The 17,889-nt window shown below is 70.7% G+C and carries 13 protein-coding genes; 4 read left to right on the forward strand and 9 right to left on the reverse strand.

Annotated features, from left to right (window positions below):
• Positions 1 to 24 precede the first annotated feature (24 nt).
• A complete protein-coding gene (locus tag ACFWXQ_RS20470; RefSeq protein WP_386268790.1) occupies positions 25 to 6,045 on the forward strand; it encodes an SDR family NAD(P)-dependent oxidoreductase in 6,021 nt (2,006 codons plus the stop codon).
• A 240-nt stretch (positions 6,046 to 6,285) separates the two neighbouring features.
• Here ACFWXQ_RS20470 and ACFWXQ_RS20475 read toward each other — a convergent pair whose 3' ends face one another.
• The 6 genes from ACFWXQ_RS20475 to pqqA all read right to left on the reverse strand — a co-directional run bounded on the left by ACFWXQ_RS20475 (position 6,286) and on the right by pqqA (position 10,709).
• Positions 6,286 to 7,413, reverse strand: coding sequence for a PQQ-dependent sugar dehydrogenase (locus tag ACFWXQ_RS20475; RefSeq protein WP_383954200.1), 1,128 nt, complete (start codon positions 7,411 to 7,413; stop codon positions 6,286 to 6,288).
• Positions 7,414 to 7,453: 40 nt separating this feature from the next.
• Positions 7,454 to 8,584 (reverse strand): pyrroloquinoline quinone biosynthesis protein PqqE, encoded by a 1,131-nt coding sequence (gene pqqE / locus ACFWXQ_RS20480; protein WP_383954198.1) that lies wholly within the window; start codon positions 8,582 to 8,584, stop codon positions 7,454 to 7,456.
• Positions 8,581 to 8,949, reverse strand: coding sequence for a pyrroloquinoline quinone biosynthesis peptide chaperone PqqD (gene pqqD / locus ACFWXQ_RS20485; protein ID WP_383954196.1), 369 nt, complete (start codon positions 8,947 to 8,949; stop codon positions 8,581 to 8,583). The genes pqqE and pqqD overlap by 4 nt, the downstream gene beginning before the upstream one ends.
• A complete protein-coding gene (pqqC, locus tag ACFWXQ_RS20490) occupies positions 8,946 to 9,602 on the reverse strand; it encodes a pyrroloquinoline-quinone synthase PqqC (RefSeq protein WP_383954206.1) in 657 nt (218 codons plus the stop codon). Before pqqC ends, pqqD begins: the two co-directional genes overlap by 4 nt.
• Positions 9,603 to 9,676: 74 nt before the next feature.
• Entirely contained in the window at positions 9,677 to 10,567 is an 891-nt protein-coding gene (pqqB, locus tag ACFWXQ_RS20495; RefSeq protein ID WP_383954194.1) for a pyrroloquinoline quinone biosynthesis protein PqqB, read from the reverse strand.
• A gap of 10 nt (positions 10,568 to 10,577) precedes the next feature.
• The gene (pqqA, locus tag ACFWXQ_RS20500; RefSeq protein ID WP_383954204.1) at positions 10,578 to 10,709 is read right to left on the reverse strand and encodes a pyrroloquinoline quinone precursor peptide PqqA; all 132 of its coding nucleotides are present in this window, start codon (positions 10,707 to 10,709) and stop codon (positions 10,578 to 10,580) included.
• A gap of 322 nt (positions 10,710 to 11,031) precedes the next feature.
• Here pqqA and ACFWXQ_RS20505 point away from each other — a divergent pair, with 322 nt between their 5' ends.
• Together ACFWXQ_RS20505 and ACFWXQ_RS20510 are read left to right on the forward strand one after the other, a co-directional pair.
• A complete protein-coding gene (locus ACFWXQ_RS20505) occupies positions 11,032 to 11,775 on the forward strand; it encodes a class I SAM-dependent DNA methyltransferase (protein ID WP_383954192.1) in 744 nt (247 codons plus the stop codon).
• Between the two features lie 228 nt (positions 11,776 to 12,003).
• Positions 12,004 to 13,026: a DNA-directed RNA polymerase subunit alpha gene (locus ACFWXQ_RS20510; RefSeq protein WP_055614988.1), complete on the forward strand. Its 1,023-nt coding sequence runs from the start codon at positions 12,004 to 12,006 to the stop codon at positions 13,024 to 13,026.
• A gap of 111 nt (positions 13,027 to 13,137) precedes the next feature.
• On the opposite strand, the gene ACFWXQ_RS20515 is transcribed toward ACFWXQ_RS20510, so the two are convergent.
• Positions 13,138 to 14,181, reverse strand: coding sequence for a CU044_5270 family protein (locus ACFWXQ_RS20515; protein WP_383938402.1), 1,044 nt, complete (start codon positions 14,179 to 14,181; stop codon positions 13,138 to 13,140).
• Positions 14,178 to 14,834, reverse strand: a complete 657-nt coding sequence (locus ACFWXQ_RS20520; protein WP_383938399.1) for an RNA polymerase sigma factor — start codon at positions 14,832 to 14,834, stop codon at positions 14,178 to 14,180. Before ACFWXQ_RS20520 ends, ACFWXQ_RS20515 begins: the two co-directional genes overlap by 4 nt.
• A 144-nt stretch (positions 14,835 to 14,978) precedes the next feature.
• On the opposite strand from ACFWXQ_RS20520, the gene pgm reads away from it, so the two are divergent.
• Positions 14,979 to 16,619, forward strand: a complete 1,641-nt coding sequence (pgm, locus tag ACFWXQ_RS20525; RefSeq protein ID WP_383938396.1) for a phosphoglucomutase (alpha-D-glucose-1,6-bisphosphate-dependent) — start codon at positions 14,979 to 14,981, stop codon at positions 16,617 to 16,619.
• 14 nt (positions 16,620 to 16,633) lie between these two features.
• Here pgm and ACFWXQ_RS20530 read toward each other — a convergent pair whose 3' ends face one another.
• Complete coding sequence (locus tag ACFWXQ_RS20530) at positions 16,634 to 17,818, reverse strand: MFS transporter (protein WP_383938412.1); 1,185 nt, start codon at positions 17,816 to 17,818, stop codon at positions 16,634 to 16,636.
• Between the last annotated feature and the right edge of the window lie 71 nt (positions 17,819 to 17,889).

The following is a 17,889-nucleotide window of genomic DNA, read 5'->3' on the forward strand; positions in this document are numbered from 1 at the left end:
GAGTCGGTGCCGACTGTGGTTCCGGTGCGGTTGGACCTGGCTGGTCTGCATGCGGCGGACGGGGAGGTTCCGGCCGTCCTACACGGGCTGGTCGGAAGGCAGGGCCGTCGCGCGAGCGTGCGGGCCGGGCAGGGCTCCCCGCTGGCGCGTCGGCTGCAGGGGCTGGACGCGGACCAGCAGTTGTCGCTCGTGGCGGATCTGGTGGGTGTTCAGGTGGCGGTGGTGCTGGGCTTCGGCCCGGACTCCGTGATCGAACCCGGCCGGGCATTCAACGAAATGGGCTTCGACTCGTTGACCGCGGTCGAGTTCCGCAACGCCCTGACGACTGCTACCGGCCTGCGCTTGCCTTCCACCCTGGTCTTCGACTACCCCACCGTCACCGCCCTCGCCCGCCACCTCCTCACCCACCTCCTCGAGACCCCGGTGGGCAGCAGTACCACCGCAGCACTGGTACGGACGTCCGATACGGACGAGCCGATGGCGATCGTGGGGATGGCGTGCCGGTATCCGGGCGGGGTGAACAGCCCTGAAGAACTCTGGCAGTTGGTCGCCGAAGGCATCGACGGTGTTGCACCCTTCCCTGTCGACCGGGGCTGGGATCTGGGACGGCTCTACGACCCCGAGTCCGCACGCCCGGGCACCAGCTATGTCCGCGAAGGCGGGTTCCTGGACGGCGCGGCCGGCTTCGACCCGGAATTCTTCGGCATCTCCCCACGAGAAGCACGCGAACTGGACCCACAGCAGCGGCTGCTGCTGGAGGTCTCCTGGGAGGCGTTGGAACGCGCCCGGATCGTGCCGGCATCGCTGAAGGGCACGCCGACCGGGGTGTTCGCCGGGGTGATGTACCACGACTACCCCACTGGAGCCAGCGCGGGAAGCATCATCTCCGGCCGCATCGCCTACACCCTCGGCCTGCAAGGACCCGCCCTCACCATCGACACCGCCTGCTCCTCCTCACTGGTCAGCGTGCATCTTGCCGCTCAGGCTCTGCGTAACGGCGACTGCAGCCTCGCCCTGACCGGCGGGGTGACGGTCATGTCCACCCCGGACACGTTCATCGAGTTCAGCCGCCAGCGCGGCCTGGCCCCCGACGGACGCTGCAAGTCCTTCTCCGAGGACGCCGACGGCACCGGCTGGTCGGAGGGGGTGGGCGTCCTCGTCCTGGAACGGCTCTCCGACGCCCGCCACAACAACCACCAGATCCTGGCGGTCATCCGGGGATCGGCAGTCAACCAGGACGGCGCTTCCAACGGCCTGACCGCCCCCAACGGCCCCGCCCAACAACGCGTCATCCACCAAGCCCTCACCCACGCAGGCCTCTCCCCGGCCGACATCGACACAGTCGAGGCACACGGCACCGGCACCACCCTCGGCGACCCCATCGAAGCCCAAGCGCTGCTGGCCACCTACGGGCAACAGAGGCCCGAGGGACGGCCGTTGTGGCTGGGCTCGCTCAAGTCCAACATCGGACACACCCAGGCAGCCGCCGGCGTGGCCGGAGTGATCAAAATGGTCATGGCGATGCACCACGACCTGCTGCCACAAACCCTGCACGTAACCGAACCGTCCACGCACGTCGACTGGACGGCCGGAGCGGTCGAACTGCTCACCCAGGCCCAACCTTGGCAGCACATCGGCCACCCCCGCCGAGCCGGGATCTCTTCCTTCGGCATCAGCGGCACCAACGCCCACCTCATCCTCGAAGAAGCCCCCCAAGCCGAACGTCCTGAGCAGACCAAACAGACCGCCCCAGCCCTGCCGCTGGTGCCCTGGCTGCTGTCCGCGCGAACCGAACCGGCACTACGGGCACAGGCCGCACAACTGGCCGCCCACATCACCGAGCAAGACCAGGACCCGGTGGACGTCGGGTACTCGCTGGCCACCACCCGCGCCGCACTGGAACACCGGGCGGTAGTGGTAGGCGCGAAGACGACTGAGCTGCTGGACGGGCTCGCCCGGGTCGCTGAGGGCCAGGCGGCGGCGAACGCCGTGACAGGGATGGTCCGCCCGGGCAAGCTGGCGTTCATCTGCTCCGGCCAGGGCAGCCAACGCCTCGGCATGGGCCGCGAGCTGTACGACACCTTCCCCGCATTCGCCCACGCCCTGGACGAGGTCACCGAAGAACTCGGCCTGCCCCTGCAGAAAATCATGTGGCCATCAACAGAAGCCGAAGACAACGGCCACCTGGACCGTACAGAGTTCGCACAACCAGCACTCTTCGCACTGGAAGTCGCACTGAGCCGCCTGCTGGAGTCATGGGGCATACAGCCCGACTACCTCGCCGGCCACTCCATCGGCGAACTGACCGCCGCACACCTGGCCGGAGTATTCACCCTGCCCGACGCCTGCACCCTGGTCACAGCACGCGCCCAGCTGATGGGCACCCTGCCCACAGGCGGCGCCATGGTCTCAGTACGGGCCACCGAACACGACGTCACCACCGTCCTGGAAGGCATGGAACAGGTGGCCATCGCAGCGGTCAACGGACCCGACGCAGTCGTCATCTCCGGCGAGGAAACCGCCGTAACGCAGGCCGCAGCCCACTTCCAACACACCCGGCGCCTACGGGTCTCCCACGCCTTCCACTCCCCACTCATGGACCCCATCCTCGCCACCTTCCGCGAGGCCGCCGCCCACGTCACCTTCCACCCACCGGTCATCCCCCTCGTCTCCAACCTCACCGGCACCCTCGCCAACCCACAAGAACTGTGCACACCCGACTACTGGACACGCCACGTACGCGAAACCGTCCGCTATCACGACGGCCTGCAAGCCCTGCGCACCGCAGGAGCAACCACCCTCCTGGAAATCGGCCCCGACGCCACCCTCGCCGCACACACCGACCAGGACCAAGACACAATCCCCACCCTCCGCAGGGACCGGCCCGAGCCCGCCCATCTCCTGCACGCCCTGGGCCACTTGCACACCCGAGGCATCCCCATCACCTGGCCCGCCCTCTTCAAAGACCAGCCCACCCACCCCATAGACCTGCCCACCTACCCCTTCCAGCACAAGCACTACTGGATCGACGGCATGACTCCCCCGGCGAGTGACGTGGCAGATCTCGGTCAGACCTCCGCAGGTCATCCACTGCTCGGCGCGGCCGTTGCCCTCCCCGGTACCGGCGGGCTGGTCCTCACCGGTCGGCTCACGAGCGGCTCTCCCGCCTGGCTGGAGGATCACCGCATTCTGGGGACGACCCTGCTGCCCGGCGCGGCGCTGGTGGACATGGCACTGCACGCCGGTGGCCGGGTCGGCTGTCCGGTCGTCGAGGAGTTCATTCAGGAGGCGCCGCTGCCCGTACCCGAGCAGGGCACCCTGGCCCTTCAGGTGGTGGTGGGTGCGGTCGACGCGGCAGGCCGTCACGGCGTGGAGATCTTCTCCCGCGACACGGGCGCCCCGGACACCGGCCCGGACGCGATCTGGACCCGGCATGCGACAGGTGTGCTCCGCCCGGCGACGGAGGCCACCGAGCCGCCACCGGCGCCGACGCTGGCGCCGGGAGAGGCGTGGCCGCCGCCGGGCGCCTCCGTCGTGCCGATCGACACGCTCTACGAGGACCTGGCCGCCCAGGGGTACGGGTACGGGCCGGTCTTCCAGGGAGTGCGTGCGGTCTGGCAGCGCGAGGGTGAGGTCTACGGCGAGATCGCGCTGCCCGAGGGCGTTACGGACGTGGCGGCGTACGGGCTGCACCCGGCCCTGATGGACGCGGCGCTGCACTTCACCGATGTGCTGCCTGCGGAGGAGGGCGAGGACAGGGAGAGCACCCGCATACCGTTCGCCTGGAACGGGTTCACGTTGCATTCCCGGGGGGCGAGCTCGCTGCGGGTCCGGATCTGGACGACGGCTCCCGGCGTGGTGTCGCTGGACATGCGTGACGCTGCGACGGGCGCGCCGGTAGCGTCCGTCGACTCACTCGCGATGCGGCCGGTGACGTCACGGCAACTGGACGCCGGGCCGCGCTTCCTCCACCGGGTGCGGTGGATGCCGCTTCCGGCGGACGCATCCCGGGCAACACCGTCCAAGCTCGCCGAGCTGGACGAAGTGCTCGCCGCGGAGCCGTCGTCCACGGTGCCCGACGTGGTCACACTGTGGCTGCGTCCGGATTCAATCAACACGACGACCGACGAGACGAACCGCGAGCCGAACGGCGTCATGGACCCCGTGACAGACGGCGGGACCATCGACGGAACGAACGACACGACCAACGCCCGCCGGACCGGCAACGACGTGCCGCAGCGGGCGTTCCGCACCACCACCACGGTGCTGGACACACTGCGCGACTGGCTGGCCGACGAGCGCTTCGCGGCGTCCCGGCTGGTCGTCGTGACGCGCAACGCCGTCCATGCCACCGACGCCGACGCCCGCGCCGACGCCGACGCCGACCCCGCGCGGCCCGACGAGCCGCTCGACCTGGGCCTGGCTCCGGCCTGGGGTGTGTTGCGGGCCGCCCAGGCGGAGAACCCCGGCCGGTTCGTGGTGGTCGATGTGGACGGTTCCGCCGAGTCCGTCCGTGCGCTGCCGGCCGCGGTGGCGACGGGCGAGCCGGAGATCGCCCTCCGCCGGGGCCGTGCCCTGGTCCCCCGGCTGGGCCGGGTGAAGGTGGCCGATGACGGGCCGTCGTGGGACGGTTCGGGAACCGTGCTGGTGACCGGAGGCACGGGCATGCTCGGTGCGCTGGTGGCGCGGCATCTGGTGGTCGAGCACGGGGTGCGACACCTGCTGCTGGCCGGCCGCCGGGGGCCAGACGCCCCCGACGCCGCCCGTCTGTCCGCGGAACTCACCGCACTCGGCGCCACCGTGACACAGGCCGCCTGCGACATCGCCGACCGGAACGCGCTGGCCGCGCTGCTGGACACCGTTCCCGCCGAGCACCCGCTGACCGCCGTCGTGCACGCCGCCGGGGTGATGGACAACGGAGTGCTGGCCGACCAGACGCCTGAGCGGGTGCGGCGGGTGCTGCGTTCAAAGGTGGACGGCGCCTGGCACCTGCACGAACTGACCCAGGACATGGACCTCTCGGCCTTCGTGCTGTTCTCCTCCGCGGGCGGCATGGTCCTGGCGGCAGGACAGGCCAACTACGCCGCGGCCAATGTCTTTCTCGACGCGCTGGCCCACCATCGCCGGGCCGGGCGGTTGCCCGCCACCTCGATGGCCTGGGGGCTGTGGGCGGGCACGGCGGCGGCCGGAGAGGACGGCGGCGCGTCGATCGACGCCGGGCGCATCGGGCGACTCGGCGTGCTGGAACTGGCGCCGGAGGAAGGGCTGGTCCTCTTCGACGCGGCCCTGGCCTGTGGGGAGCCCCTCGCGGTGCCGGTGCGGTTGGATCCGGCGGCGGTCGGGGCGCGCCCTGACGAGTTGCCGGCGCTGCTGCGCGGGCTGGCGCCGGACCGTTCCGGGCAGGACGTCCGGCAGGCTTCGGCGACTGCTCCCGTGACACCTCCCATGACAACTGCCGCGCCGGCGGCCGATCAGCCGTTGTCCGCGCGGCTGGCGGGCCTTTCCTGGGAGGAGGCCGGGCGGGTGCTGCTCGATCTGGTGCGGACGCAGGTTGCGGAGGTACTGGGCTTCGACGCGCCGGAGGCGATCGTACCCGAGCGCGGTTTCCTCGACATGGGTGTGGACTCGCTGGCCGCGCTCGAACTGCGCAACCGGCTCTCCGGCGCCACCGGCGAGCATCTGTCCGCGACGCTCATCTACGACTACCCGACCATCGTCTCCGTCACGGAGTTCTTGCGTACGGAACTGGTCGGGGAGGAACTGGTCGGGGAGCAACCGGCGGCGGGTGTCGACCGCGCGCTCGACGAGGAGCTCACACGCCTGGAGTCGGCACTCCTGGCCGCGGAGCCGGGGGCGACGGAAGCGGCCCGGATCGAGGACCGGCTGCGTGCCCTGGCTGCCAGGTGGGCCGAGACCCACCGGCCGACGGGCACCGCGGCTCCGGCCTCAGGGCCGGGTTCGACCGCGCAGGACGACACGCTGGAAGCGGCCACCGCCGATGAGCTGTTCGACATCCTGGACGAGGAACTGAGGGACCACGGCTGAGGATTCGGCACCCACCCGGCCCGGCAACGGACGGGCGGGCGAGCGGGCGAGCGGGCGAGCGGGCGAGCGGGCGAGCGAAAAGCGTGCCGCCGCCCGAGTGCCGCCCCTGCACATCAGGAACGGCACCCCGGGCGGACGGAACAGAACACACTCGCCGCCCGGGGCCGGGCCGTCTCCTACGTCGTACGAGCCGTAGCGCCGGACCTCTCCGAAGGGACCCCTCCGAACGGACCTCGGCGGTCAGCCCAGAGTCACCCGCAGGACGCGGTCCGCGCCGTCCGGCTCGCCTCCGTTGGCGTCGGCGTTCGTGGTCGCCAGCCACAGCTGTTCGCGGCCGGGCACCTTGACGACCGTACGGAGCCGGCCGTACGTGCCGATGTAGTACGCCGTCGCCGTGCCCACGTTCTCGGTGTCGCCCTCGATGGGGATGCGCCAGAGGCGCTCGCCGCGCAGGGCGGCCATGTAGACGACGTTGTCGGCGATGGCGATGGCACTGGGCGAGGCCTCGCCGGTGGTCCAGGTCTTCTTCGGGTTGGTCATCCCGGCGGTCGAGCAGGTGCCCTCGCAGGTGGGCCAGCCGTAGTTGGCGCCGGGCTTGATCAGGTTCAGTTCGTCGAACCGGGTGTTGCCGAACTCGGCCTCCCACAGCCGCCCGTTGCGGTCGAAGGCGAGTCCCTGGGGATTGCGGTGGCCGAGACTGTAGACGTGGTTCCCGAACGGGTTGCCGGGGGCCGGCTGCCCGGAGGTGGTCAGGCGCAGGATCTTGCCGTTCAGGGAGTTCCGGTCCTGGGCGAGAGCCGTGTTCTGGGCGTCGCCGGTCGTGGCGTACAGATAGCCGTCGGGGCCGAAGGCGAGCCGTCCGCCGTTGTGGTACCGGGCCTTGCTGATGCCCTGGAGGATCACCGTGTAGCCGGTGAGGGAGGTGCCGTTGTACGTCATGCGGGCGATGCGGTTGCCTTCGGCGGCGGTGTGCATGAAGTACACGTAGCGGTTGGTGGCCCAGCCGGGGTCGACGGCCACTCCCATGAGTCCGCCCTCGCCGCCGGTGGTCTGGCTGTTGGGCACGGTCCCGACCTGGGTCTTGGCGCCGTCGGGGGTGACCTTCCAGACCCGGAAGTCGTCGCGCTCGGTGACCAGGGAGTGGGAGCCGTCGGGCAGCCAGCCGACGCCCCAGGGGACGGTCAGCCCGGTGGTGATGGGGGTGACGCCCGTCGGTACGCCGGCGACTGCCGCGGGGGCGGTGGTGCCGGCGGAGTCGGCCCGGGCCGTTCCGAGGCCGGGGACTCCCGTGAGCAACAGCCCGGTCAGGGACAGGGCCGCGCCCGCGGTCAGCGCTCTGCGGGTCGTGCGCCTGCTGGTCTTTCGCATCGGTCCTCCAAGTGGGGGTTGGAAGGGATCTGGTGGTGGGTCACACCCTCCGAGGGCCCTGCGGGGCGCCTCGCGGTGGATGGGAACGGGGAACCGTCGGCAGGGCGGCCCGCGATACGGGCGCGTCGACGAGGGTCCGTACGAGACCGTGGTCGGGGGACAGCCGGCACACGGGATCGGTGCGGGAGGCGTCGCCGGTGAGCGCGTACGCCTGGCAGCGGCAGCCGCCGAGATCGGTTTCCCGCTCGGGGCACGAGCGGCAGGGTTCGGCCATCCAGTCGGTGCCCCGGTAGCGGTGGAACGTGGGCGAGTGGCGCCAACTCCACTCCAGGGAACGGTCTTTGACGTTCGGGGCGTCGAGCCCCGGCAGTGTGGCGGCGGCCGGGCAGGGCAGCACCGTGCCGTCGGGGGCCACGGTCAGCGAGACGGCACCCCAGCCACCCATACAGGGCTTGGCGATCCCGTCGATGTAGTCGGGCACCACCCACACCACGTCCACCCGTCCGGCCAGTTGCTCCCGCCGGGCCTCGACGACAGTCCGTGCCCGGTCGATCTGCTCCCGGCCGGGCAGCAGCCGGTCCCGGTTGACCAGCGCCCAGCCGTAGAACTGGGTGTTCGCCAGCTCGATCCGCTCGGCTCCCCAGTCGAGTGCCAGATCGAGTAGGGCGCCGATCGCGTCCAGGTTGTCCCGGTGGAGTACGACGTTCAGGCCCAACGGCAGTCCGGTCTCCCGGACCAGGGCCGCCGCCTTCCGCTTGGCGGCGAAGGAGCGGGTCCCGGCGATCCGGTCGGAGGCGGCGGATTCGGCGTGCTGCACGGAGAGTTGGACGCTGCGCAGGCCGCGGTCGGTGAGGGCGGTCAGCCGCTCCCGGGTCAGGCCGACGCCACTGGTGACCAACTGGGTGTAGATGCCCGCCGTGTCGGCCGCCTCGACGATCTCGGGCAGGTCGCGCCGCAGCAGTGGTTCACCGCCGGAGAGGTGCGTGTGGACGACGCCGAGCTCCCCGGCCTGGCGCATGACGTCGGCCCACTCGTCGGTGCTGAGTTCGGCGGATCTGCGTACCAGTTCCAAGGGGTTGGAACAGTAGGCGCAGTGCAGCGGGCAGCCGTGCGTGAGTTCCGCGAGCAGCGCCCACGGAGGGGCGATGGGCGCGGCGGAGGCCCCGGTCATCGGATCCAGCCCTCCTCGCGCAGTCGGCCGAGGAACTCCGGAACCTCCGCGGCGACGGACGCGCCGGGGTAGCGCTCGGCCAACTCCGCGACGATCGCGCCGACTTCGCGTCGGCCGTCGCAGAGCCTCAGGACGGCACCCGCGCTGCCCCGCAGCACGACCACGCGTTCCGGCATGAGCAACAGGTCGGTGCCGCGCACCCGGTCGTGCCGGAGCATGACGGACCGGCTCAGCGCCGGAGTCCAGTCCGCGGCGTCCGCAACGGCGCTTTCGCCCGCGCCCACGAGTTCGCCCTCCCCATCGCCCACGGTCTCGCTCGCGGCCGAGGCGTGGCCGTCCGGAGGCGCCTCCCCCAGAGGTGTCATGGCCCCTCCCCCGCCCCGTCCACGGCGTCGAGCAGCGACCACAGCACCTCGCACTTGAAGGCGAGGGCGGCGACGGCCCGTTCCTGTTCCTCGCGGGTGAGTGCCCACCGTTCGACCAGTGCGAGCGCCTCAGCACCGTCCCGGCCGCCCTGCTCGACGCGGGTACGGAAGTAGGCGAGCCCCTCGGCCTCGATCCACGGGTAGTGGTGTTCGAAGGCGGCGATGCGGGTGCGCATGATTCCGGGAGCGGACAACTCGGTGAGGGAGGCGGCGACGGCCTCCAGCGGGGACCTGAGCCGGCAGAAGTTGACGTAGCCGTCGACGGCCAGGCGCACCCCGGGCAGTACGTCCTCGGCCGACCACAGCCGTTCCCGGTCGAGCCCGGCCGCCTCGCCGAGCCGCAGCCAGCGTTCGATGCCGCCCTCCCCCTCCCGTACGCCGTCGTGGTCGACGATTCTGCGCAGCCACATGCGGCGCAGTGCCGGGTCCTCGAACTTGGCGAGGATCAGGGCGTCCTTGACGGGGATGTGCCGCTGGTAGTGGAAGCGGTTGGCGATCCAGCGGCGCAGTTCGGCCCGGGTCAGGGCGCCCTCGTGCATCCGTACGTTGAAGGCGTGGCGGTCGTGGTAGCGGGTGGTGGCGATGTCGCGCAGCCGCTCCTCGAACTCCGGGCGGCTCCAGGGGTTCTGGCGGTCCTGGGTGGTCGTGTCCCGTACAGGTGTTGTCGTCACAGCTCGATGACCATTCCGTCGGCGGCGACCTCTAGTCCCCGGTCGGCCAGTTGTTTGTGCCGGTCGTCGTCCGGGTCGGTCAGGGGGTTGGTGTTGTTGAGATGCGTGTACAGACAGCGGGCGCGCAGCCCGGTCAGCCGGTGCGCGGTGCCTGCGGAGCCGTCGATCGGCAGATGTCCCATGCCGCTCGCGGTCCTGCTGGAGATCCCGGTGCGCACGGGCTCGTCCTCGTCCCAGAAGGTGCCGTCGACGATGACGCAGTCGGCGGCCTCGGCGGCCTCCTGCAGGGCGTGGGGCCAGGCGGCGAGGGCGGGGCCGTAGACGAGGGTCTTTCCCGTGGACGGTTCGCGGAGTACGAGGGCGACCACCCAGTGCGGGTCGTCGTCGCCCGTTCCCGCCGCGTACCGGGGGCGTTTGGCGGCGATGGGCACGGCGGTGGCCTGCAGTTCCGGGCCGAGTGGCAGCGGAGCCGTGCCCAGCTCCCGCCAGAGCAGTTCTGTGTACGGTCCGAGCACGGCTCCGAGGCGCGGGCCGGCGAGCAGGGCCTCGCGCACCGGGGCGGTGGCGACCAGTTCCACGCCGTCCGCCTCGCGCAGCCGCGCGACACCGAGGGTGTGGTCGAGTTCTGCGTCGGTGAGGACGACGCCCGCGACCGGCGTCTGCCGGGCGCCGGGACCGGGGTGCAGCGCGGGGGTGTCCTCGATCTGGTCCCCGATGTCGGGGGTGGCGTTGACGATGTACCAGCGACCGGCGTCCGCTCGCACGGCGAGGGACGCGTGGCGGCGGCGCCGCTGCGGATGTGCGCGTGCCCCGGCACAGCCGGGACACGCGCAGTTCCACTGGGGCAGTCCGCCGCCCGCCGCGGTGCCGAGCACCTGCAGCAGCACAGCGGCGGGGTTACCGCGTGACCAGTGCGTACGCCGTCACTTCGAGCGCGGTGTCGACGACCTCGTACTCGGGTGACTGCCAGCCCGTCCCACCGGTGAGGGTGGCTCCCGACCGGTCGGGCGTCTCCTGTGCCCTGCGGATCTCCTGGGGCTCCCGGATCTCCTGCATGTCTGTTCCTGCCTTCCTGCGTGGGGTTCAGGATCGAACAGATCATTACTGGTGTACCTGGACAGACTGGACACGGCGTTCATAAGAGTGCTTCGCGTTCAGTCCTCTGCTCCAGCATCACCATCTGACGGAACACGGTCAATCACTCGAACCGAACCGGATCAGATCCGGCCCGATCCGTCCCGATCCGGCCCCACGGCCCGTCCAGCCGCGCGCCGGAAGGAAGAGCCGGAAGGAAGAGCCGGAAGGAAAATGCGTCGACACCGCCTCACCGTGCCCGGCAGAGTGACCGGTCGTGACGAGCAGTGAGCTGTGGACCCGTGCGACCGCCGACCGCTACGACGCCGAGGAGAGCGAGAGGTCCTCGGCCGCCTTTCTGGAACCGGCTCTCGCCTTCCTCGCCGGCCTCGCCGGAGACGGCCGGGCGCTGGAGTTCGCAATCGGAACGGGTCGGGTGGGCGTCCCGCTCCGGGAACGCGGCGTGCCGGTGGCGGGCATCGAGCTGTCCGAGCCCATGGCGGCGGTCCTGCGGCGCAAGATCGACGAGGAGAAGCTCCCGGTCAGCATCGGGGACATGGCCACGACCGTCGTCCCCGGCGATTTCTCGCTGGTCTACCTCGTCTACAACACGATCACGAACCTGCTCACGCAGGACGAGCAGGTCGAGTGCTTCCGCAACGCCGCGCGCCATCTGGCACCCGGCGGCCGGTTCGTCATCGAGCTGGGCGTGCCGCCGCTGCGGTTTTTGCCGCCTGGGCAGGTGGCGGTGCCGTTCGACGTGTCCGAGCGGCATCTCGGCTTCGACACCTTCGACCTGGTCGAGCAGATCCTCGTCTCGCACCACTTCACCCGCAGCGACGACGGCGACGGCTACCGCCGCGACAGTTCACGGCACCGGTACGCATGGCCGGCGGAGCTCGACCTGATGGCCCGGCTCGCGGGGCTCGAACTGGAACGGCGTGTCGCGGACTGGTCCGGCGAACCGTTCACCGAGAACTCCGCGAAACACATCTCGGTGTGGCGCAAACCGTCACCGTAGGTTTGACTCCGCTTCCCGAAAGAGCTGCGATTTCCTGCCGAAACCAACGGTCGTACGAGCTGTCCGGAGCCGGGTCCCTCTTGGTGGCGGAGGGAACCCGCGGCCTCCTCGCCGGGTCGGAGACGGCGGTTCGGCCTCCGGTGAGACCGGAACGCCCGGATCGCCCGTACCCTTCGAGGTGTCTACGGCGTCACATAGCGGGCGCCAAAATACTGGAGGCAACACCTCGTGCTCATTGCTCAGCGTCCGTCCCTGACCGAAGAGGTCGTCGACGAGTTCCGCTCCCGGTTCGTGATCGAGCCGCTGGAGCCGGGCTTCGGCTACACCCTCGGCAACTCGCTCCGCCGCACACTCCTCTCGTCGATCCCCGGCGCTGCTGTCACCAGCCTCCGCATCGACGGTGTCCTGCACGAGTTCACCACCGTGCCGGGCGTCAAGGAGGACGTCACCGACCTGATCCTCAACATCAAGCAGCTGGTCGTCTCCTCGGAGCACGACGAGCCGGTCGTGATGTACCTGCGCAAGCAGGGCCCGGGTCTGGTCACCGCCGCCGACATCGCGCCCCCGGCCGGTGTCGAGGTCCACAACCCCGACCTCGTCCTCGCCACGCTCAACGGCAAGGGCAAGCTGGAGATGGAGCTGACCGTCGAGCGCGGTCGCGGCTACGTCTCCGCCGTGCAGAACAAGCAGGTCGGCCAGGAGATCGGGCGCATCCCGATCGACTCGATCTACTCGCCGGTCCTCAAGGTCACGTACAAGGTCGAGGCGACCCGTGTCGAGCAGCGCACCGACTTCGACAAGCTGATCGTCGACGTCGAGACCAAGCAGGCCATGCTTCCGCGTGACGCCATGGCGTCGGCCGGCAAGACCCTGGTCGAGCTGTTCGGTCTGGCGCGCGAGCTCAACATCGACGCCGAGGGCATCGACATGGGCCCGTCCCCGACGGACGCCGCCCTCGCCGCCGACCTGGTGCTGCCGATCGAAGAGCTCGACCTCACCGTCCGCTCCTACAACTGCCTCAAGCGCGAGGGCGTCCACTCCGTGGGCGAGCTCGTGGCCCGTTCCGAGGCCGACCTGCTGGACATCCGCAACTTCGGTGCGAAGTCCATCGACGAGGTCAAGGCGAAGCTCGCCGGCATGGGCCTGGGCCTGAAGGACAGCCCGCCCGGATTCGACCCCACCGCCGCCGCCGACGCCTTCGGTGCGGACGACGACGCGGACGCGGGCTTCGTGGAGACCGAGCAGTACTGAACCCCGCGCCACGACCGGATCACGGGGGATCCGGGAGAACCGTGGAGCCGGTGAAGAGAAGACCGCACGCGTGAGGGCGTCCGCCACGGCGGACGCCCTCTGGCGGCTCACTCAGGACGAGCTGCCCGGCACCTCACTCGCCTTGTCCGCGACGCCAACCTTCATGAGCGCCGAGTCGGTCGTTCCGAGGTAGACCAGGCTGGACGAGTCGAAGACCCAGGCATAACCCTTTGGGGCACCTTCGAACGTAAGACCGACACCCTCCCGTCCCGCGGCATCCTTGATGTGGTCCACGACACGCACGCCCGGCAGCTTGGCCATGGCCCGATAGATCGCGGCGCTGAGGTCGGGCAGCAGGGTGGCGTTGTCGATGAAGGATCCGAGGTTCTCGACGACGAATTCCGTACGGCGGCTCGACTCCGCGTTCTCGACGTCGCCGTAGAGCTTCTTCAGCAGCGCGTCGGGATCGGTGGGCAGAGCCTGAAGTTGACGGAAGGTCAGATATCCGGCGCCGTACATGGTCATGACCATCTTCTTGGAAGGGTCGTCGACCGCGACGCCCTTCCGCAGACCGCTGCGCTTGCCGTCCACCGAATCCCACTGTTCTCGTCGGACGGACCCCTTGTACTCCTCCGGCGTGAAGATCCCCTTGCGCTTCAGCTCTCCGGGATCGCTGAACTGGACGCCCAACTCGCCCGCCGCGCCTTGGGACTTGGTGTAGATGAACTGGTCGTCGCGTACCGTGACCGCCGGCTGGTCGGCGGCCGCCAGGGCGATCCGGTCCAGCAACTGCGTGGCCTTCTGGTGGTCGTCCGCGGTGACACCTGCGGCAGGTGTGCCGCTGCGGCCGTCCTGCGCTCCGTCGACCGCCACCACGCCCAGGCCCACGACGGCCGCCAGGGCCAGCGGCGCGGCGACGAGAACGAGACGCCGCCCCGGGCGTCGGCGTGCGGGAATCACGGGTGAGATGGTCGGCGGGGTATTGGTCGCACCCGACTGCTCTTGGGCGCTCTCGTGGGTGATGTGCTGCATCAGACTGTCCCTCAGTACGCGATGGCGGTCCTGCGCAAGCACCGGACGGCCCGGCGCGGGCAGCAACTCGGCCAGATCGTCGTAGTCGACCGGCTGATCGCGTCGTCGCGGGTTCGTGTTCATCGCTTCTTCTCCTGCGTGGACCGAGCCGCCTGTTGGCTGCTGACCGGTAACTGTCCGACCGGAGCCGGGCGTTGCACTCGGCTCTCCCCTGTGCCGTCTTCTGTGCCGCCCGCGAGTTCGAGTTCGGTGAGTTTGCGCAGGCGTTTTCTCGCGCGCGAGAGGCGGGCCCGTACGGTGCCGACGGCCACGCCCAGGGCCTCGGCCGCCGTGGCGGCGTCCAGGCCCTCCCACACGCAGAGCGTGAACACCTCGCGCTCCCCGCGGCGCATCGTGCTCAACGCCTTCTGTGCGGCGGCCAGTTCCTCGGTGTCGGCCAGGCGCTGTGTCACCTCGTCGGCGAAGTCCGGCACGGGGTCGGGAGGTGGGACTCTGCCGAGCGCGGCCTGGTGTCTTCGTGCCGCCCGCGCGGTGTTGCGCGCGACGTTCGTCGCGATCCCCAGCAGCCACGGACGCAGGCTGTCGTCACCCGGAAGCACCCGCTCGCGCAGCCGCCATGCCTCCAGGAAGGTCAGCGACACGATGTCGTCGGCCATGACCCAGTTGCCGGTGGTCCGCACGGCATGCCGGTGGACCACCGAAGCGTGCTCGTCGAAGAGTTGCCTGAACGCATCCGGATCCCCGGCTCGCACCCGGGCCCGTAGTGAAATCTCCACACTCCTCCCTGTCCGCGGCGAGGACCGCGCTGCGGTGATCCACGTCACACCATGGTCGGACCAGCCGTGCACAGCTTGCCGTGGGCCGGGCAGGGGAGAATGGGGGCCGTACCCAACGGTCGACACTTGCGGAGGAGCGGGCACATGCAGAACGCGCGAGCGGGGCAGGTCGCCGGGCCCGAGGACCTCATCGATGTGGCCCGCCTGGTCACGGCGTACTACGCGCTGCACCCCGACCCGGCCGACCCCGGGCAGCGGGTGGCCTTCGGCACCTCGGGGCACCGCGGTTCGTCCCTCGCGGCGGCGTTCAACGAGGACCACATCGCGGCCACCAGCCAGGCCATCTGCGAGTACCGCTCCGCCCAGGGCACCGACGGCCCCCTCTTCCTCGGGGCCGACACCCACGCCCTGTCCGAGCCCGCGCGGATCACGGCACTGGAGGTGTTCGCCGCCAACGACGTGACCGTCCTCATCGACCAGAACGACGGTTACACGCCCACCCCGGCGGTCTCGCACGCCATCCTCGCCCACAACCGGAACCGTACGTCCGGGCTCGCCGACGGCGTGGTGGTCACCCCCTCGCACAACCCGCCCGCCGACGGCGGCTTCAAGTACAACCCGCCGAGCGGCGGCCCCGCCGGTTCCGAGGCGACCTCCTGGATCCAGGACCGCGCCAACGAGATCATCACCGGCGGTCTGAAGGACGTACGCCGCATCCCCTACGCCCGTGCCCTGGCGGCACCCGGCACCGGCCGGTACGACTTCCTCGGCACCTATGTGGCCGACCTGCCGAACGTGCTGGACCTGGAGGCGATCCGGGCCGCCGGCGTGCGGATCGGCGCCGATCCGCTGGGCGGGGCTTCCGTGGCCTACTGGGGCCGGATCGCCGACGAGCACCGTCTCGACCTCACCGTGGTGAACCCGCTCACCGATCCCACCTGGCGTTTCATGACGCTGGACTGGGACGGCAAGATCCGTATGGACTGCTCCTCGCCGTACGCCATGGCCTCGCTCATCGAGCAGCGGGACCGGTTCGACATCGCCACCGGCAACGACGCCGACGCCGACCGGCACGGCATCGTCACGCCGGACGGGGGTCTGATGAACCCCAACCACTATCTGGCCGTGGCGATCTCGTACCTGTTCTCGCACCGGGAGCAGTGGCCCGCGGGCGCCGGGATCGGCAAGACCCTGGTGTCGTCCAGCATGATCGACCGGGTCGCGGCGGACGTCGGCCGGCAGCTGGTCGAGGTCCCGGTCGGCTTCAAGTGGTTCGTGGAGGGCCTGTCCGACGGCACGCTCGGCTTCGGCGGCGAGGAGTCGGCGGGCGCGTCCTTCCTGCGTCGCGACGGCTCGGTGTGGACCACCGACAAGGACGGCATCATCCTGGCCCTGCTCGCCTCCGAGATCACGGCGGTCACGGGCAGGACCCCGTCGCAGCACTACGCCCGGCTCACCGACCGCTTCGGCGCCCCCGCCTACGCGCGCGTCGACGCCCCGGCCTCCCGCGAGGAGAAGGCCCTGCTCGCCAAGCTGTCGCCGAGCCAGGTCACCGCCGACACCCTCGCCGGCGAGCCGGTCACCACGGTCCTCACCGAGGCTCCCGGCAACGGCGCCGCCCTCGGCGGCATCAAGGTCGCCACCGCCAACGCCTGGTTCGCGGCCCGTCCTTCGGGTACCGAGGACGTCTACAAGATCTACGGGGAGTCCTTCCTCGGCCCGGACCATCTGCGCCAGGTCCAGGAGGAGGCCAGGTCCGTGGTACTCGCGGCGCTGAACGCCTGACACGGACGAGGCCGTCATGGCGGCTGCCGCTTGGGAGGCCGGACGGCACCAGGCGGCCGTCTCCGGTCACCTAAGGGCATCAACCGAGCGCCATCCACCGGGCATCCGGGCTCCGGTGCCCTCTCCAGCGGCCGGGCAGGCGTGCCTCCCAGCGCGAGGGCGGCCGCTGCCGTGGAGGCGAGCGCGAGGGTGGTGAACAGTCCCGGGTATCCGCCCAGTGTCCCGGCCAACGCCGCCCCGGCGAAGGGTGCCACGGCCGAGGCGAGGGTGGCCGGAGCGGCGAGCAGTCCGGAGAGACGGCCGTAGTGGGTGGTGCCCCAGCGGTCGGTGACGGCCGTGGCCTGGAGCAGGGTGAGGTTGCCGCGGACCATGCCCGCGAGGAGGGACAGCAGGAGCAGCAGGGTGTAGGGGCCGGGGACCGCGGCGAGGGCCATCGTGGTGGCGCCGCCCGCGGCGATCAGCGTGACCGTGCGGGCGGTCACTCCTGTGTACCGGGTGAGGGTGGCGTAGAGGGTGCGGCCGAGGGTCTGGCCGGCGCCGCCGAGACCGAGGGCCCAGGCTGCCTGGGTGGGGCTCGCACCGCGTTCCAGCAACAGCGGGACGAGGGCGATGACGACGGCGTACATGGCGAAGCCGTTGAGGGTGAGCGCGGCCGTGAGCAGCAGGAAGGGGCGGCTGCGGGTCACCGCCCGGTTGCTGGGGGCCTGTGAGGTGTGGTGCGCCGGGGCGGGTGGCCATGGGGCGCGCAGCGCGAGGGCGTGGGCGGGGATGGTGACGACTGCGAGGATCACGGCGAGGACGGTGTAGGTGGTGCGCCAGCCGAACTCCTCGGCGAGTGCGGCGGTGAGCGGTGCGAAGGCGGTGGAGGCCAGACCACCGGCCAGGGTGACGATCGTGAGGGCGCGGACGCTGTCCCTTCCCCACCAGCGGGTCACGGCGGCGAATGCGGGCTGGTAGAAGGTGGAGGCCATGGCCAGCCCGGCGAGCAGCCAAGCCGCTGTGAAGACAGCCAGATTGGGTGCGTGAGCGAGAGCGAGCACGGCGGTCACGCCGAGCAGTGATCCGGTGGTCATCACGGCGCGTGGGCCCCGGCGGTCGAGGATGCGACCGATGGGTATCCCCGCGAGCGCGGACACGATCAGGGCGCCCGAGAAGGCGCCGGTCGTGGCGGTGGCGGACCAGCCGGTGTCGGCGGTGATGCGGGTGTTGAGGACCGGGAATGCGTAGTAGACGATTCCCCAGCTGGTGATCTGGGTGGCGCACAGGGCGG

Origin of the sequence: Streptomyces sp. NPDC058697 (assembly GCF_042715345.1) — a bacterium.
GTDB lineage: Bacteria > Actinomycetota > Actinomycetes > Streptomycetales > Streptomycetaceae > Streptomyces > Streptomyces liliifuscus.

What these genes read in the sequence shown, in the direction of transcription:
- ACFWXQ_RS20515 (WP_383938402.1), bottom strand. Translation starts at nt 14,181, where the DNA reads ATGAACACGAACCCGCGACGACGCGATCAGCCGGTCGACTACGACGAT.
- ACFWXQ_RS20475 (WP_383954200.1), bottom strand. Translation starts at nt 7,413, where the DNA reads ATGCGAAAGACCAGCAGGCGCACGACCCGCAGAGCGCTGACCGCGGGC.
- pqqE (WP_383954198.1), bottom strand. Translation starts at nt 8,584, where the DNA reads ATGACCGGGGCCTCCGCCGCGCCCATCGCCCCTCCGTGGGCGCTGCTC.
- pgm (WP_383938396.1), top strand. Translation starts at nt 14,979, where the DNA reads ATGCAGAACGCGCGAGCGGGGCAGGTCGCCGGGCCCGAGGACCTCATC.
- pqqD (WP_383954196.1), bottom strand. Translation starts at nt 8,949, where the DNA reads ATGACACCTCTGGGGGAGGCGCCTCCGGACGGCCACGCCTCGGCCGCG.